The following is a 14,061-nucleotide window of genomic DNA, read 5'->3' as shown; positions in this document are numbered from 1 at the left end:
TGACTCACCATTTGCCTTATTTACAGCATGCGCGTATGGCGGAATTGGCAGACGCACTAGACTTAGGATCTAGCGGGCGACCGTGGGGGTTCAAGTCCCTCTACGCGCATCAAACATCCCCAAGTCGTAACTTACGGCTTGGGGATCCCTATGCGGAAGTGGCTCAGCGGTAGAGCATCGCCTTGCCAAGGCGAGGGTCGCGGGTTCGATCCCCGTCTTCCGCTCCATTTTTAGTAAGCGCCCTTAGCTCAGCTGGATAGAGTATTTGACTACGAATCAAAAGGTCGGGAGTTCGAATCTCTCAGGGCGCGCCATTTTTATCACAATTGTATCGGGACGTAGCTCAGCTTGGTAGAGCACCTGCTTTGGGAGCAGGGGGTCGCATGTTCAAATCGTGTCGTCCCGATCAAGAAAGAAAGCATAGACTGTCAGCTTCATGCTGATGATGTCTATGCTTTTTTTGTGCATCCTAACTGCTAATAACTGGGATTCAAGGATCTGTTGGTGTATAGTAGACAAGGAGGAGGGGCTACAACATGGAAATACGCTGGAAACGGAATCTATTTATTTTATGGATTGGAGCATTCTTTTGCGCGATGGCGTACACACTCTCCATCCCGTTCATCCCTATCTTTTTACAAGAGGACTTGGGCATACACAGCGGTTTGGAGGCATGGTCGGGGATCACATTCTCGGTGAGCTTTCTGGGAAGCGCGTTAATCGCACCTTATTGGGGCTCCCTGGCTGACAAGTATGGCAGAAAGCCGATGCTGATTCGCTCAGGACTAAGCTTAAGCGCAGTCTATTTTCTTAATTATTTTGTGAATGATCCCTATATGTTTATTGTCGTCCGTGTTCTACAAGGACTTATGGCGGGCTATATTCCCGCATCGATGGCTTTAGTAAGTACGAATACCCCAGAGAAGCACGTAGGTTATGCTTTAAGTGTCATGTCAACAGCGACAGCGGCGGGAAGCATCCTAGGACCTTTGTTTGGCGGTGTTCTCAGCCATTGGGTAGGAACTAGAGAGTGTTTCCTAGCATCAGGTTTCGTCGTACTTATTTCTGCGGTGATAGCGGTAGTTGGTGTGAAGGAAGTGCATCACAAGAAAGCGGGTGCGCGTCCAAGTGTGCTTCAGGATATTAAGCAAGCGACAGCTAATAAGCGATTGTTATCTATTTTTGGATTAACCGTATTGGTAGCAACCTCGGTGATGATTCTTGAACCGCTATTAACAATCTATGTAGTTCAAATCGGCGGAAGTGCGAAGGGAGCATCATTGAGCTCGGGTATTATTTTCTCCGCTGCAGGCGTGGCGACCGTCATCATGGGCTCAAGATGGGGTATTATCGGGCAACGCATCGGCTACGACAAAACGCTGCTCATTGGCTTAATCGGTGGCGGTATTGGGAATCTGTTGCAGTTAACTGTGTATAATCTAGTAGCTTTCGGTGTGCTTCGTTTCAGTTATGGATTGTTCTTCGCTGCCGTGTATCCAGCACTCAGTGCACTTATTGTGAAATATTCAGACGCAGACTTCCGAGGACGGGCAATGAGTTTAAATCAATCGTCGAATCAGTTGGGAATGATGATCGGTCCATTGATTGGGGGATTCCTAGGCGGCTTAGTTGGGATTCATTCCGTATTTTTACTAACGGGGTGCGCGCTACTATTAGCAGCTGGCTTGTTGCAGGTTAATCTTCGGAAGCAGACGAAGCAAATATCGGCAGACTGAGGTTTTAAGGGGCAAAGATTTGTAAATAAAGAGAATACATAACTCGGTTACAGAAGGAGCGAATCTAAGGATGTTGAAGAGAACAGTAGGCCGTTTGAATAGGGAAACCTCTGTGTTGATGTTTGGTGCTGCTAGTCTAGGTCAAGTAACGCAGGAAGAGGCAGATGCCTCGATCGCTTTCGCATTGTCCCATGGTGTGGATCATTTTGATACAGCGGCGAGCTACGGCGATGCCGAGATACGAATGGGCCCGACGATTAGCCGGGTGCGGAATGACATTTTTTTAGCTACCAAAACAGGTCAAAGAACGAAGAAAGAAGCAAAGGAAGAAATATACCGCTCCTTGGAACGAATGAAGGTGGATTCGGTCGATCTGCTCCAGCTGCATGCGGTGGGATCAATGGCGGAATTAGATCGCTGTACGGCAAAGGGCGGAGCGTTGGAAGCAGCTTTAGAAGCGCAAAGCGAAGGTATTGTGAAAGAGATTGGGATTACAGGTCATGGGCATGAGGCGCCTGCTGTACATTTGGAAGCCTTGCGCAGGTTCCCATTCGCTACGATCCTATTTCCACTGAACTACTATATGTATGGCTTACCGGAATATCGTGAGGCCGTAGATGCTCTGATGGAAGAAGCGAACAAGCAGCAGACTGCGATTCGGGTCATTAAAGCCATTGCGAAGGCACCTTGGATAGAAGGGGCGGAGCGTCCGTATGCGACGTGGTACGAGCCTTTTGATCAGCAGGAGATTATCGATGCTTGTGTGCACTTCGTGTTGTCGTTCCCAAGCGTATGTGGATTTGCGAGTGCGGGGGATGTGCATTTATTTCCCAAAATCGTGAATGCCGTAGAGCGCTATGGTACGATGAGCAAGGAGGACATGGAACGGATTCTGAGTGGGATTAGCGGGTATACGAGTGTTTTTGGAGCGCCGACGTCGATAGCTTAATGTGATTAATAGGAGGAGCCTTCACCCGATTGTGGGTTGAAGGCTTTTTTGTGTCCATTTGCACGCATACGACGCTTAGTGGAAGAAACCTACGAATAACTATGAGGTACGTTAGGAGGCATGGAAAATATGTTGAAACTAAAAGCAATACCTCGGCGCTTCTGGCAAGTTGGTGTTGGTGTAGTCCTAGTCATGAGTGTTGGCGTGACGTTAATGAGCTTTTTTTACATAAAAGGACTTGATGTGTCGCTGTTAAATCAGCCGCTTCCAGAGGCATCCGTCGTGCTCGATAAGAATGGTCAAATAGCTTCCCAGTTGTCGGCGTCAAAGATCGATGCTGTTCCTTTTAAGGACATCCCACAGGTGTTGGTAGATGCCATTGTCGCGGTGGAGGATAGACGTTTCTATGAGCATAAGGGCGTAGACATGAAGTCGATCTTCCGTGCTGTAGCCCGTGACGTGCTCAAAGGGAGCTACTCCGAGGGGGCCAGTACCATTACGCAGCAATTAGCTCGTAACATTTTTCTTACTGCGGATAAAACGGTGGGACGTAAATTGCGGGAAGCTGCTTATGCCATCAAAATAGAGAGCAGCTACAGTAAGGATGACATTTTGGAAATGTATCTGAACAAGATTTATTTCGGAGAAGGCAGTTGGGGTGTGCAGGGGGCTGCGAAAATGTATTTTAATAAAAATGTGACGGACCTCACCTTGCCAGAAGCTGCGGTGTTAGCGGCTTTGCCTAAGGCACCAAGTCACTACTCCCCTTTTCAAAATGAAGATCAGGCACTGGAAAGAAGGAATACGGTCCTCAAGCTGATGCAGAAGGAAGGTAAAATATCTCAACAGGATTACGATAAAGCAGCTGCTTCAGCGCTTGGAGCCGTGAAGACGGTCAATACAGATGAGGCAAAAGGGAGAAACCGGGCTTATGTGGATGCTGTGATAGATGAGGCTGTAACTCTATATGGGTTTACAGAAGAACAATTGTTAACCGGCGGCTTGCGTATTACGACAGAGCTAGATCCTGCGGTGCAGAAAGCAGTTATAGATGTGTTTAAGAATGATAGTCTGTTCCCAGAAAGCAAGCCAGACCAGCTAATTCAAAGCGGAGCTGCTATAGTCGACCAGCAGACTGGAGGCGTTAGAGCATTAGCCGGTGGACGCGGGGAGGGGGTATTTCGGGGCTTCAGCCGTGCGACCCAGTTAAGAAGACAGCCAGGATCAGCCTTTAAGCCTGTCGCTGTGTATGGACCTGCTCTGGAAATAGGCTACAAGCCTTCAACCATGCTGTTTGATGGTCCGTTGAATATTGAAGGCTATCAGCCGCAAGATTGGGATCACCAGTCAAGGGGGCAAGTATCGATGCAAGAGGCCATTACTTCGTCCTGGAATATTCCTGCTGTATGGCTTTTACATGAGATTGGCATTGATAATGGCATGAAGTTTGCGAAGTCTTTGGGGATAACGCTACCAGCACAAGACCGGCAGTTGGGTATCGCACTTGGCGGGCTTTCTGAGGGGGTATCTCCGCTGCAGATGGCGCAGGCCTTTAGTACTTTTGCAGCGAAGGGAGTCCTAAACCCTGCACATATGATCGCCAAAATAGAGACAAGTGACGGGCATCTTCTTGTGCAAGCGAAAGCAAAGGGTCAATCGGTGATGCGTGTGGAAACGGCCAATACGATGACGGCGATGCTGCAGACGGCAGTAGCGCAGGGGACAGGGAAGAATGCGGCTATGAATCGTCCCGTAGCAGGGAAATCAGGTACAACACAGCTACCCGGTACGAAGGAGTTCGAGGGAATTGGCAGCGGAAGTGCCAAGGATGCTTGGTTTGTTGGCTACACGCCGGAGTTAACAGCAGCCGTATGGGTTGGTTATGACCGAACCGATGCGAAGCATTATTTAACAACCTCAGGTGGGGCAGTGCCTGCAGTATTATTCCGTGAGATGCTGAGTCGTGCGCTAGCTCAAACACCTGTTGTTCCTTTTGACATTCCGAAGAGTATCGAGGGACCTCAGAAGGAAAATCAGTCTGAGACTCATGCCGCTGGCCCCCCAGGGAAGCCTGAGAAAGAGCCGCACAAGCAAGCTGATCAAGGGCATGGACATGGGAAAGAGAAGAAGAAATAAGTAGGAAAGCCCTCGAAATCCGATTAAGGAGGACGAGGGCTTCATTGTTGTTCTAGTTAGTCTTGCTTATTGTCATGCTTATTGTTGTTATCGGACTTTTTCTCATTATTTTTCTCTTTCTGAGGTTTCTTGTCATCCTTTTCGTCGTCATCTTTTTTGTCTTCCTTTTTGTCATCCTTATTGTCTTCGGAATGGACGTTTAAATGAACATTCAACTTGCCGGCATCTAGATTGTATTGTTTGGCGAGTTGCTGGCTCAGTACCTGCCGTGCACCTGGTGCGGATAGGTCAACAGAACCCAGTAGTTTGGAGATCCAAGCTTGGGCTTGTGAACCCGTGAGATGAATCCTGCCGGCATGAGGAGACTGGATGCTCAGATCATATTGAGAACCATGCGCTCCTCTGGTTTGCTTCAAATGAAAGTTGAAATGCTGCCCATCTACGCTAAGATCCACATCCTTCAAGTCAGAACGACCGCCTGGTTGAGAAGCTTCTGGCTTATTCTCCACTTTGGTAGGAGAGGATGTTGGCCCCGCAGTTGAGCTGGGAGCTGTAGCTGCCAAATCAGGGACAGGAACAGGTACAGGCGATTGGCTCGGAACGGGAGATACGGACGGTTCTGGTTTAGAAGCGATCGGAGTCTCTGAAGATCCCTTCACATATGCAGCCTGTTTCTTGTTATTCAGAATGACCTCAATCTCATTCCCCGTGTGTAAATCACGTAACTGAGCTTTCTCGTCATTCAGATACACCCAGACGGATGCAGCTAAAGGAACGGTCTGATTACCAGCATCCGTATGTAAAGTAATCGTATCCGCCGTCAGGGCTGTCAGCTTACCCTGGATGGTTGTTGACGTTGTCACGCTGGATGACGTTGCAGCATAAGCGGTCCAACCACAGAGCGTCAGGGTAGCTATTACAATAGCCATAATCGTTATTTTCTTTCTTGTGAACATATAAAACACCTCCGCTAACAGCTTTCGAGCCGAAGGGAGGTTTTAGGACGGTATACAGTTATCTATCTAGCTGAAAGAAGAACCAACTAGTCTGTGTCAGACTGCAGGCGCTGCATGAATTCTTCAACTGCACTGTAGCCTTGCTGGCGTAAATACCAGCTGTTGGCGGCGGCTTCAATAAGTCCAGCAACATCGCGGCCGGGCTGTAACTGGATCTCAATATGGGGAATTTGAATGTCCATATAGTCGGTGAACGTGGGTTCTAGCTCAAGATCATTGTTCAGCGCATGTTCCTGCCACTTCGTAAGCTCGATATCGAGAACGATACGTGTTTCATCTTGAAAAGCCTTGCGGCCATAAAGCCGCGAGACATTGATGAGTCCGACGCTTCGCAGCGCGAGGAATTCCTTCGTTTTGCCATTATGCGTGCCGAGCAGTGTCTCAGGGCTAATCTTCTTGAGCACCACGATATCATCGGCGACTAGACGATGCCCTCTGCGGATCAGCGTATGGGCGGTTTCGCTTTTGCCAACACCGGATTTCCCGCGCAGCAGGATGCCGATCCCCGAAACATTGACGCAAACCCCGTGGACAGCGATCTCCTGGGCAAGTGATTTGCTCAAGAATAAATCGACTAAGTCTTGAAATTTACTCGTTGGGGCACTGGTGCGGAGAAGGGGGATTCGTTCTTCTTCGCAGTATTTGGTTAAGTATTTCAAGCCTTCTTGGTTTCTCGTTACGACGAAACAAGGCGGGTGATATTTCACAATATTACCAATATGCAAATTTCTTTCATTTTCGCTGAGCTTATGTAAATAAGTGATTTCTTTGCGACCTAGGAGCTGTACATGTGCTTGTGGAAAATATTCAAAATAGCCGACGAATTCCAGACCAGGGCGGTGTGCCTTCGTTTTGGTTATAGGACGGTGGAGCTCCGAATGGCCAGCAAGAATTTCGAGCGAAAAGCGTTCAACTAAATCTTTCACAATGACGGACTTCAAACGGGAGATCCTCCTTCGAGTTAAGCGGTAGTAAAGTAAACCTAGCAGTAAAGATAAGCTCTACATGATATGCCTATCTATCTTAATAAATTCTCTTTAACCTAGTAACAATCCTTTATTGAAAGCGCTTGAACACGGGATACGGAAGCATTTCTTGCCAATGACAAGCTTTTCGTTACTTTTGGATGTTATGTTGGTATGATGAAGGGAAAAGCTTTAGGGGGATTGAATGAGATGGATGTTGCCTATAAGAACTGTCAGAGCTGTGGGATGCCTCTTGCTCGGGATGAGCAAGGTGGCGGTACGGAGAAATCGGGTGTCAAGAGCAAGATGTACTGCAGTCATTGCTTTAAGGATGGGGCGTTTAAGATGCCTGATCTAACAGTTGAACAGATGAAAGAATTAGTTAAAGGGAAATTAGTGGAGTTCGGCTTCCCAAGATTTCTAACGGGGCTATTTACGAGAAATATCCCTAAACTGAAAAGGTGGTCTTCTCATGAGTAAACCGAATAATGTGCAATCTTTTGCTGCGATGAAAGAATGGCTAGCGATTCCGGAAGCAGGTCGAGCGCGCCTGTTATCGAATGTTTTTTGCGGGAATTGTGGGGACGTAACGACAATCATCGACTATGCGGTAAATCTCAATAAGGCAGGCATCGTGCTGGAAGGCAAATGTAAAAAGTGTCTTCAAAAAGTAGCCCGTGTCATAGACTAAAAATAAACAAATAACGCTCTGCACCTCGTGGTGTAGAGCGTTTTATAGTTAATCCTTGTCTTAAACCACCTCTCTGTATGTAAAAGCAGCTATCTGTGAAAGCCGCATTTTTTGGCAAGTGTTGGCCATGTCGAGAGAAACATGCTTTCCCACCTGTCTTCAGGTAATACGAGGATCCATCTAGCGATTTGATCCAAGCCCATTTCGTAAAGCGTGTGAAGCACTTCTTCTTTTTCAGAACCGGTTTTTAATGCTAACATCTCAAAACCACCTCAATCGAATGTATTCAAACAATTATGTATATGCGAATTTTTGAAAATATGTGACGGTTATTTTCAAAATGCTCGTTCGTAAGCCTAGGGACAAGCACGTTCTTTGTACCATTTGGAAATAAAAGGGCATTATTTAGGATAGGCTTGTCAAAGAACTGGAGGAGAACGCGGGTATGATACACATTAGAATGGAGCAAAGTTCTGATTACGAGCAAGTGTTTCAGTTGAACTATGAGGCATTCGGGCATAGAGAAGATGAATCCAAATTGATCGAAAGAATCCGATTGTCTGCTGGCTTTATTCCGGAATTATCGCTTGTTGCGGAAGAGCAGGGGCAGATTGTTGGGCACGTTGTATTGAGTAAAGCGGAGGTTGTTGAAGGCGGGGATAGGCAGGAAGTCATTGTGTTAGCACCGATTGCTGTACGACCGAGTCATCAAAAGCAGGGAGTAGGAACTAGACATATTCAAGCCGGATTACAGCGTTGTGAAGATCTAGGGTATGGATATGTTTTCTTAATCGGACATCCTTCGTATTATCCCAAATTCGGATTTAAGCCAGCGAGAGCATGTGGTTATGAGTTGAAGCAGTTCCAAGTGCCGGATGATGTGTTTATGGTATGTGAATTAAAACAAGACGATCCTGCCCAACCGATCAGGGGTGAGTTGGTATATCCGAGGACTTTCTTAAACTAGGATGCTTCACTTAAAGGAGCGATCAACACAAAAAGGTATCCTCGTGGGTGAGACGAAGGATACCTTTATTAAGATCACTTCAACTGATTCCGAATCGTCGGATCAAGGGTTTGGAGCACTTGAGCAAGCTCTTCGTCAGTAACCTTCTCACGTCCGTATCGCACCCGATTATACGCCTTGGTAAGCGCGTGGACGGAAGTTTCTGCAATCTGTGTTTGATGCGTGAGCTCCCAGCCTGTTTCGTTGGGGGTTAATGCGCGTTTGAAGGTGTAACCGCTCTTGCTCGCCTGCCCAATCAACACACGGTACAGATAGCGGATACGCTCCTGATTATTTGGTAATTGTGACCAAGACCGCTCGCGATTGGACGTTGGCCACAAGGATGAACTTGCTTTGCGCCACCATAGATGAGGAAGCCCTCTCCAGTCGAGTAGGGTTTCTTTCTCATCGGTATACCCCTCGGCCGAATCTCCTTGTTGACGCCGCAGCGACTGCTTCCAAAAGCGCCGAAGGAAGGAGAGAAGAGCTGGTGCTAGCTTCATCAGGAGCAGATAGAGGCAGCAAAGCACGAGTGCAATGACCAGCACATAGCCGATAACCTGCACGATAACACTCATGAGCACACCAAACCAACCGGGTTCATGCGGTGTAGCTGGCGGGAGCCCCATAGGAGGGGGGGCCGATGGGCTGGCCTCGGGCACATCAGGTGGTGCATCGGAGCTCATGAGTCCTAACAGCCAAGCAATGATGCCAAGTAGAAGGTGCGTTAGGCCTTGCTTAACTTGCTGAAAGTAACCGACAGCAGCGATAACCGCAATGAAGGCGATTAACCAAATGCGACTGGAGCGTTTCACGGTTTGCGACAGTGACGAGGCGGCAGCACGATCATTGCCTGCTAAGGTGGCGATAAGGAGCTGCGCGCGATTCGTAACAAAGAAGTAGAGGATCAGAGTAGCGAATCCGAGCCCGTTTAAGGCTATTTGGTATGGATGCATAAGCTCCGCACGGGTCATGATGGGTACACCAATGAAGTACATCACGCCTGAGATCACGAAAATACCAGGTGTATAAAGGGAAAGCCATCCGTCCTTGGTGTACCGTATTCCCCGATAGACGAGAAGTGCTCCTATGGCCGCACATAGCGCAACGTGCAAAGGAGACAGTTGAAATAAATAGGATAATCCATAACCCGCAGCTAGACAGACAAGGAACTCGTACCCTTTGCGAGAGAGCCATGTTAATTGTCCGAAATAGGCACCGATCACAAAGCAGAGCAGTAGTTGTATACAGGTCAAACCAAGCGCGCTATCGGACACATAGACCTGAGCTAACGTAACGAGCGGGGCAAAGATAACAAGCTCGACGATACCAAATAAAAGTGCAAGGCTGTATGTACGTAAGAAGTCGTATAGACGATTAGGCCCAGAATTCGTTTGATTAAGCAAGGGCTTGAGCATCGGATGGAGCCACCTCCTTATCGCTGAGGTTCAGAAGGTTGTGCTGTAAGGGAACGATGAATACGGAATGTCCTAAGGCTTCTAGTCGTTCGATGCTGCGCGCGATCCCCTCAGAAACAAAGGCTGTCACTAGAATGATATCTAGAGCCTCGCCTACCGCTTCAATGCCGTAATCGAGAAAATCCTCACAGGAGCGGGCACAAGAGATGGCGAGCTTCGCCATCGTTTGATAAAGATGCTCTAATTGTCCCCAGCCGCCATCTGGTGCACAGTACACGGGAACGCCAGGTTCATTCAGCAACCAACCGTTGTAGCCAAAGCCGACAGGGACACCTCGGCTGACAGCATGTTCGGCTAATGTTGCTGCGTAGGAGAGAGCTTTCTCGACGAGCTCGGGATCGGTTACGGCATCCCACATCGTTTCGGTGACTTGGCTGTTAACAACGATAAGTAATCGGGGATCTGCGGTGAATTCCCGGTTGTAAACCTGAAGCCGCCCACTCCGAGCCGTCGCTTTCCAGTGAATACTGTTCATCGTATCGCCATAGCGGTATTCCCTTACACCGGATACAAGAAACGGATCCGGCATGATCCAGCGTTGAACCGTCACGTCACCTTGCCACCGACTGGAAAGGAGTGGTATGTCCTCGCGATTAACCAAACGTGGGTACACCAGTAGCTCGACTTGAAGGCGATGGGTGGTGGATGCTGCTTGCACACCGACGAAATCACCTATAGTCGCCGCAATGGTTTCCAGCTTGTACCAACCGCGTTTCGCTGCACGTACCCCATGGCGTCGGACGATACGGGTATAGGGCATGAGGCTGAACAGGCTGCGGTGATTTTGAAAAAGGGAGCCGCTGCTCACTTCCAGATTATTCATCCGAGTGAAATGAAGCCCCGCATGGATTGTTGATTCCAGGCGCAGCCAGGGAATCGGTGCGAGCTTACGATTCACGATGGTCTCTATCATCTGAATATCATCGCCGACATGGCAATGTGTTTGGTTGAAGGTTCGTTCGATACGAAGTCCGCGAAACCCCCAGCGGGCAAAAAACTGAAACTGGAGGAAGAAGAGAGCGGCAGCGATAATCACAATCCAGCTTATGCTCATCGTTACCCCAGCTTCACTTCCGTAGGAACGGGGGTAGCGGCAAGTATGCTAGTCAGCAGCGCAAGCACTTGCTGATCCTGCTGGCGCGAGCGCGTGCGCAGCATAATGCGGTGCGCCCAGACGGGCGCAAGCAGCGCCTTGACGTCGTCCGGCAGCACATAATCGCGGCGGCGCAGCGCTGCATAGACCTGCGCCGCCTTCATCAAGGCGCGCACACCGCGCGGGCTGACGCCGAGCGCGGCATCCGCATGCGTGCGCGTCGCTTCCGCGAGCTGCACGATGTAGTGCAGCAGCTCATCGCTGACGCGCACCTGCGTGAACAGCAGCTGCGCTTCGAGCAGCTCCGCGCGGCTCACGACCGGCATCAGCTGATCCAGTGGATCCTGCTGCTGGTAACGCTGCAAGATCAAGACCTGCTCGGCTGCCGTTGGATAGCCCAGGGACAGCTTCATCAGGAAGCGGTCGAGCTGTGCTTCCGGCAGGGGAAAGGTCCCCTGATTCTCGACAGGGTTCTGCGTGGCAATGACGAGGAACGGCGCTTCCAGCTTGCGCGTTTCCCCGTCGATGCTGACCTGGCGCTCCTCCATGCTCTCCAGCAAGCTGGACTGCGTGCGCGGCGTCGCGCGGTTAATCTCATCGGCCAGCACGATATGTGCGAAAAGAGGGCCGGGGCGGAATTCGAATTCGCCCAGCTTCTGATTGTAGAAATTGATGCCGCTTACATCGGAAGGCAGCAAGTCGGGCGTGAACTGGATGCGCTTCATGGAGCCGTCCAGGGAACGGGCTAGTGCTTTGGCAAGCTGAGTTTTACCTGTGCCGGGGACATCTTCGAGCAGCACATGTCCTGATGCAATCAGCGCGATGACCATAAGCTCGACGGTGTCGTCCTTGCCTATAATAACGTGACCAACGTTTTCTTTGATGAGGGAAGCGATGCGTTCGATAGGTGCGATATTCAAGTGATTAACCTCCTAAATAATGAATGATATGAATGAAATGATACAGCAGAACAATAAGGGTGCTAATGAGATGATGTGAGGCTTCAAGGAGGTTGGCTTATGCATCTGGGTTCACCAGACTAGAGGTGTCAAGATTTACATATGCTCTCTTCTAATTTTAACACTCCGCAGGGGATTTTTACCAATGTTTCCTTGGACAGCTATCGATGCTATTTGTATGTTTCCTCGGGCAGTGATCAATTCCATTTGTATATTCGATGGGCAGTGAGTACAATGGTGGTGATATTAGAATTGCTACGAGAGATGCTTCTAAATTGGGGAGCCCTAGGAGGTCAGGCATGTACAAGCTGCTGTTAGTGGATGACGAAGAGGATGTGCGCGAAGGCGTCGTCCGTGAAATAAATTGGGAAGCCATTGGCTTTGAAGTTGTCGACAAGGCGGAGAACGGAAAAGAAGCGCTGGAGATGGTCGAGCGTTTGCAGCCGGATGTGGTTGTGACGGACATTCAAATGCCTTTTATGAATGGCTTGCAGCTAGCTGAAGCAATTAGAGAGCGCTTTCCCACCATTAAGCTCATCATCCTGACAGGGCATGATGAATTTGAGTACGCGCAGCGGGCGATTAAGCTGCATATTGATGAATATGTGCTCAAGCCTTTTTCAGCACAGGAACTCGTGAATGCCTTGTTAAAGGTGAAAGCCCAAGTGCAGGAAGAGGTGGCTCATCGCAAGGATGTGCAGCTGCTCAAAGAGCATTACCGCAAGAGCATGCCCGTGCTCAAGGAAAATTTCTTAGCGACATTAATGAATCGTAAGCTCCCGCGGGACGAGGTGTTTGAGAAGGCGGCGAATTACGGGATCGAGCTTAGCGGTAATAGCTATGTGGTTGCTGTATTGAGCATCGATGGGGTCTTTATTTCGGAGGAGGATTCGGAGAATCGGGAGGAGCTGTCGAAGTCGCTCTCTTTGAAGTACTCGGAGGATCAAGCGCTGAAATATTTCGCTCTCTTAAATATTACCGAAGAGATAGCCAATAAGCGGGGGCTCGGACTCGTTTTCATGCATGATGATCAGGTTGTCTTGTTAGCGGCGAGAGAGACTAGAGACAAGGAAGTAGCGCTGCAAGAAACGATGCGAGTACTGGAAGAAATTCGGCAGAGTGTGGAAAAATATTTGAAATTCACCCTGACTGTCGGGGTAGGCAGTGTGATGAAGGATGTCACGAAAATCAGCTATTCCTATGAAGATGCTGTGCTTTCCCTTGACTACAGACTTATTCTGGGCAGCAATCGCATGATTTACATTGATGATGTGGAGAAGCGCAGCGTTGATAAGATTCGATTTGACGATGTGAAGGAACACGCGTTGACTCGGTGTATTAAGGTAGGCACGGTGCAAGAGATTAGGGAGACGATGGATGAGTTATTCCAGGGTATTGAGGCCGGCGTGTCGGTCAAGGATTATCAGATTTATTTGCTTGAAATTCTTACGTGCATTCTGAAAGCAGCGAAGGATTCGAGCCTGAATGTCGACGAGGTGTTTGGCGAAAGTTTCATTCCTTTTACGGAGATTAATAAGTTCACCTCCTTGGAGGAAGCGAAGCATTGGTTGGCCGAGCTGTGTGCAAGCATGATGAATCATATTGCAACGGATCGTCAGTATACGTATAAAAACCTTGTCGAGCTGGCGAAAGATTATACGAAAAGCCATTATCACGAAGGCGATATTACGATTAATAAGGTGTGCGGACATTTACATATTAGCGCGGGGTATTTCAGTTCTATTTTCAAAAAAGAAACCAAAATGACCTTCGTTAACTATTTGAACCACATTCGGATGGAAGCAGCGAAGGAGCTCTTGCGCTCTACGGACATGAAAGCGTTGGAAATCGCCGAGAAGGTGGGCTATGCCGATGCGAATTATTTCAGCTTCTCATTTCGCAAAAACGTTGGCGTTTCCCCAAAGGAGTATCGCAATAACAGCGACAAAGGGCTGTAGGAACTAGAAAAGGGGAGAATCGCTTTGAAACGCAGAGTGAGCACGCTGCTGAAGGCTTTATATAACGTTTTGCT

The 14,061-nt window shown here is 48.8% G+C and carries 13 protein-coding genes and 4 tRNA genes; 11 read left to right on the top strand and 6 right to left on the bottom strand.

Translation table 11 applies throughout. The features are described 5' to 3' along the window. Positions 1-29 precede the first annotated feature (29 nt). From AC58QG_RS35875 to AC58QG_RS35845, 7 genes are all read left to right on the top strand, one after another. Positions 30-109 (top strand) — tRNA-Leu (locus AC58QG_RS35875). Between the two features lie 43 nt (positions 110-152). Beyond that, positions 153-227 (top strand) — tRNA-Gly (locus tag AC58QG_RS35870). A 10-nt stretch (positions 228-237) separates the two neighbouring features. Continuing rightward, positions 238-314, top strand: a tRNA-Arg gene (locus AC58QG_RS35865). 18 nt (positions 315-332) lie between these two features. Then, a tRNA-Pro gene (locus AC58QG_RS35860) sits at positions 333-406 on the top strand. Positions 407-536: 130 nt separating this feature from the next. Beyond that, a complete protein-coding gene (locus AC58QG_RS35855) occupies positions 537-1,736 on the top strand; it encodes an MFS transporter (protein ID WP_497366730.1) in 1,200 nt (399 codons plus the stop codon). Positions 1,737-1,806: 70 nt separating this feature from the next. Then, positions 1,807-2,685 carry an aldo/keto reductase gene (locus AC58QG_RS35850; RefSeq protein ID WP_497366729.1) on the top strand — a complete coding sequence of 293 codons (879 nt, stop codon included), beginning with the start codon at positions 1,807-1,809 and terminating at the stop codon, positions 2,683-2,685. Between the two features lie 129 nt (positions 2,686-2,814). Beyond that, positions 2,815-4,821, top strand: coding sequence for a transglycosylase domain-containing protein (locus AC58QG_RS35845; protein ID WP_497366728.1), 2,007 nt, complete (start codon positions 2,815-2,817; stop codon positions 4,819-4,821). A gap of 56 nt (positions 4,822-4,877) precedes the next feature. On the opposite strand, the gene AC58QG_RS35840 is transcribed toward AC58QG_RS35845, so the two are convergent. Together AC58QG_RS35840 and hprK are read right to left on the bottom strand one after the other, a co-directional pair. Further along, entirely contained in the window at positions 4,878-5,777 is a 900-nt protein-coding gene (locus tag AC58QG_RS35840) for a hypothetical protein (RefSeq protein WP_497366727.1), read from the bottom strand. Positions 5,778-5,863: 86 nt separating this feature from the next. Further along, positions 5,864-6,778, bottom strand: a complete 915-nt coding sequence (hprK, locus tag AC58QG_RS35835) for an HPr(Ser) kinase/phosphatase (protein WP_497366726.1) — start codon at positions 6,776-6,778, stop codon at positions 5,864-5,866. A 198-nt stretch (positions 6,779-6,976) separates the two neighbouring features. Here hprK and AC58QG_RS35830 point away from each other — a divergent pair, with 198 nt between their 5' ends. Together AC58QG_RS35830 and AC58QG_RS35825 are read left to right on the top strand one after the other, a co-directional pair. Then, positions 6,977-7,282 carry a zinc ribbon domain-containing protein gene (locus AC58QG_RS35830; protein ID WP_497366725.1) on the top strand — a complete coding sequence of 102 codons (306 nt, stop codon included), beginning with the start codon at positions 6,977-6,979 and terminating at the stop codon, positions 7,280-7,282. Beyond that, positions 7,275-7,493, top strand: a complete 219-nt coding sequence (locus tag AC58QG_RS35825) for a hypothetical protein (RefSeq protein WP_497366724.1) — start codon at positions 7,275-7,277, stop codon at positions 7,491-7,493. Before AC58QG_RS35830 ends, AC58QG_RS35825 begins: the two co-directional genes overlap by 8 nt. A gap of 89 nt (positions 7,494-7,582) precedes the next feature. On the opposite strand, the gene AC58QG_RS35820 is transcribed toward AC58QG_RS35825, so the two are convergent. After that, complete coding sequence (locus AC58QG_RS35820) at positions 7,583-7,753, bottom strand: hypothetical protein (RefSeq protein ID WP_155993910.1); 171 nt, start codon at positions 7,751-7,753, stop codon at positions 7,583-7,585. Between the two features lie 185 nt (positions 7,754-7,938). Between AC58QG_RS35820 and AC58QG_RS35815 the strand changes: the two genes are divergently transcribed. After that, positions 7,939-8,460, top strand: a complete 522-nt coding sequence (locus AC58QG_RS35815; RefSeq protein WP_497366723.1) for a GNAT family N-acetyltransferase — start codon at positions 7,939-7,941, stop codon at positions 8,458-8,460. Positions 8,461-8,534: 74 nt separating this feature from the next. On the opposite strand, the gene AC58QG_RS35810 is transcribed toward AC58QG_RS35815, so the two are convergent. The 3 genes from AC58QG_RS35810 to AC58QG_RS35800 form a co-directional block, all read right to left on the bottom strand. Next, entirely contained in the window at positions 8,535-9,917 is a 1,383-nt protein-coding gene (locus tag AC58QG_RS35810; protein WP_497366722.1) for a DUF4129 domain-containing protein, read from the bottom strand. Continuing rightward, positions 9,898-10,890, bottom strand: a complete 993-nt coding sequence (locus tag AC58QG_RS35805) for a DUF58 domain-containing protein (protein WP_497366721.1) — start codon at positions 10,888-10,890, stop codon at positions 9,898-9,900. Before AC58QG_RS35805 ends, AC58QG_RS35810 begins: the two co-directional genes overlap by 20 nt. A gap of 143 nt (positions 10,891-11,033) precedes the next feature. Then, the gene (locus AC58QG_RS35800; RefSeq protein WP_497366720.1) at positions 11,034-11,990 is read right to left on the bottom strand and encodes an AAA family ATPase; all 957 of its coding nucleotides are present in this window, start codon (positions 11,988-11,990) and stop codon (positions 11,034-11,036) included. A 338-nt stretch (positions 11,991-12,328) separates the two neighbouring features. Here AC58QG_RS35800 and AC58QG_RS35795 point away from each other — a divergent pair, with 338 nt between their 5' ends. Beyond that, positions 12,329-13,987: a response regulator gene (locus tag AC58QG_RS35795; RefSeq protein ID WP_497366719.1), complete on the top strand. Its 1,659-nt coding sequence runs from the start codon at positions 12,329-12,331 to the stop codon at positions 13,985-13,987. Positions 13,988-14,061 lie beyond the last annotated feature (74 nt).

Source organism: Paenibacillus sp. J22P169 (assembly GCF_059691995.1).
The sequence above is the reverse complement of the archived record's forward strand: the minus strand, read 5'-3'. Positions and strand labels throughout refer to the sequence as shown.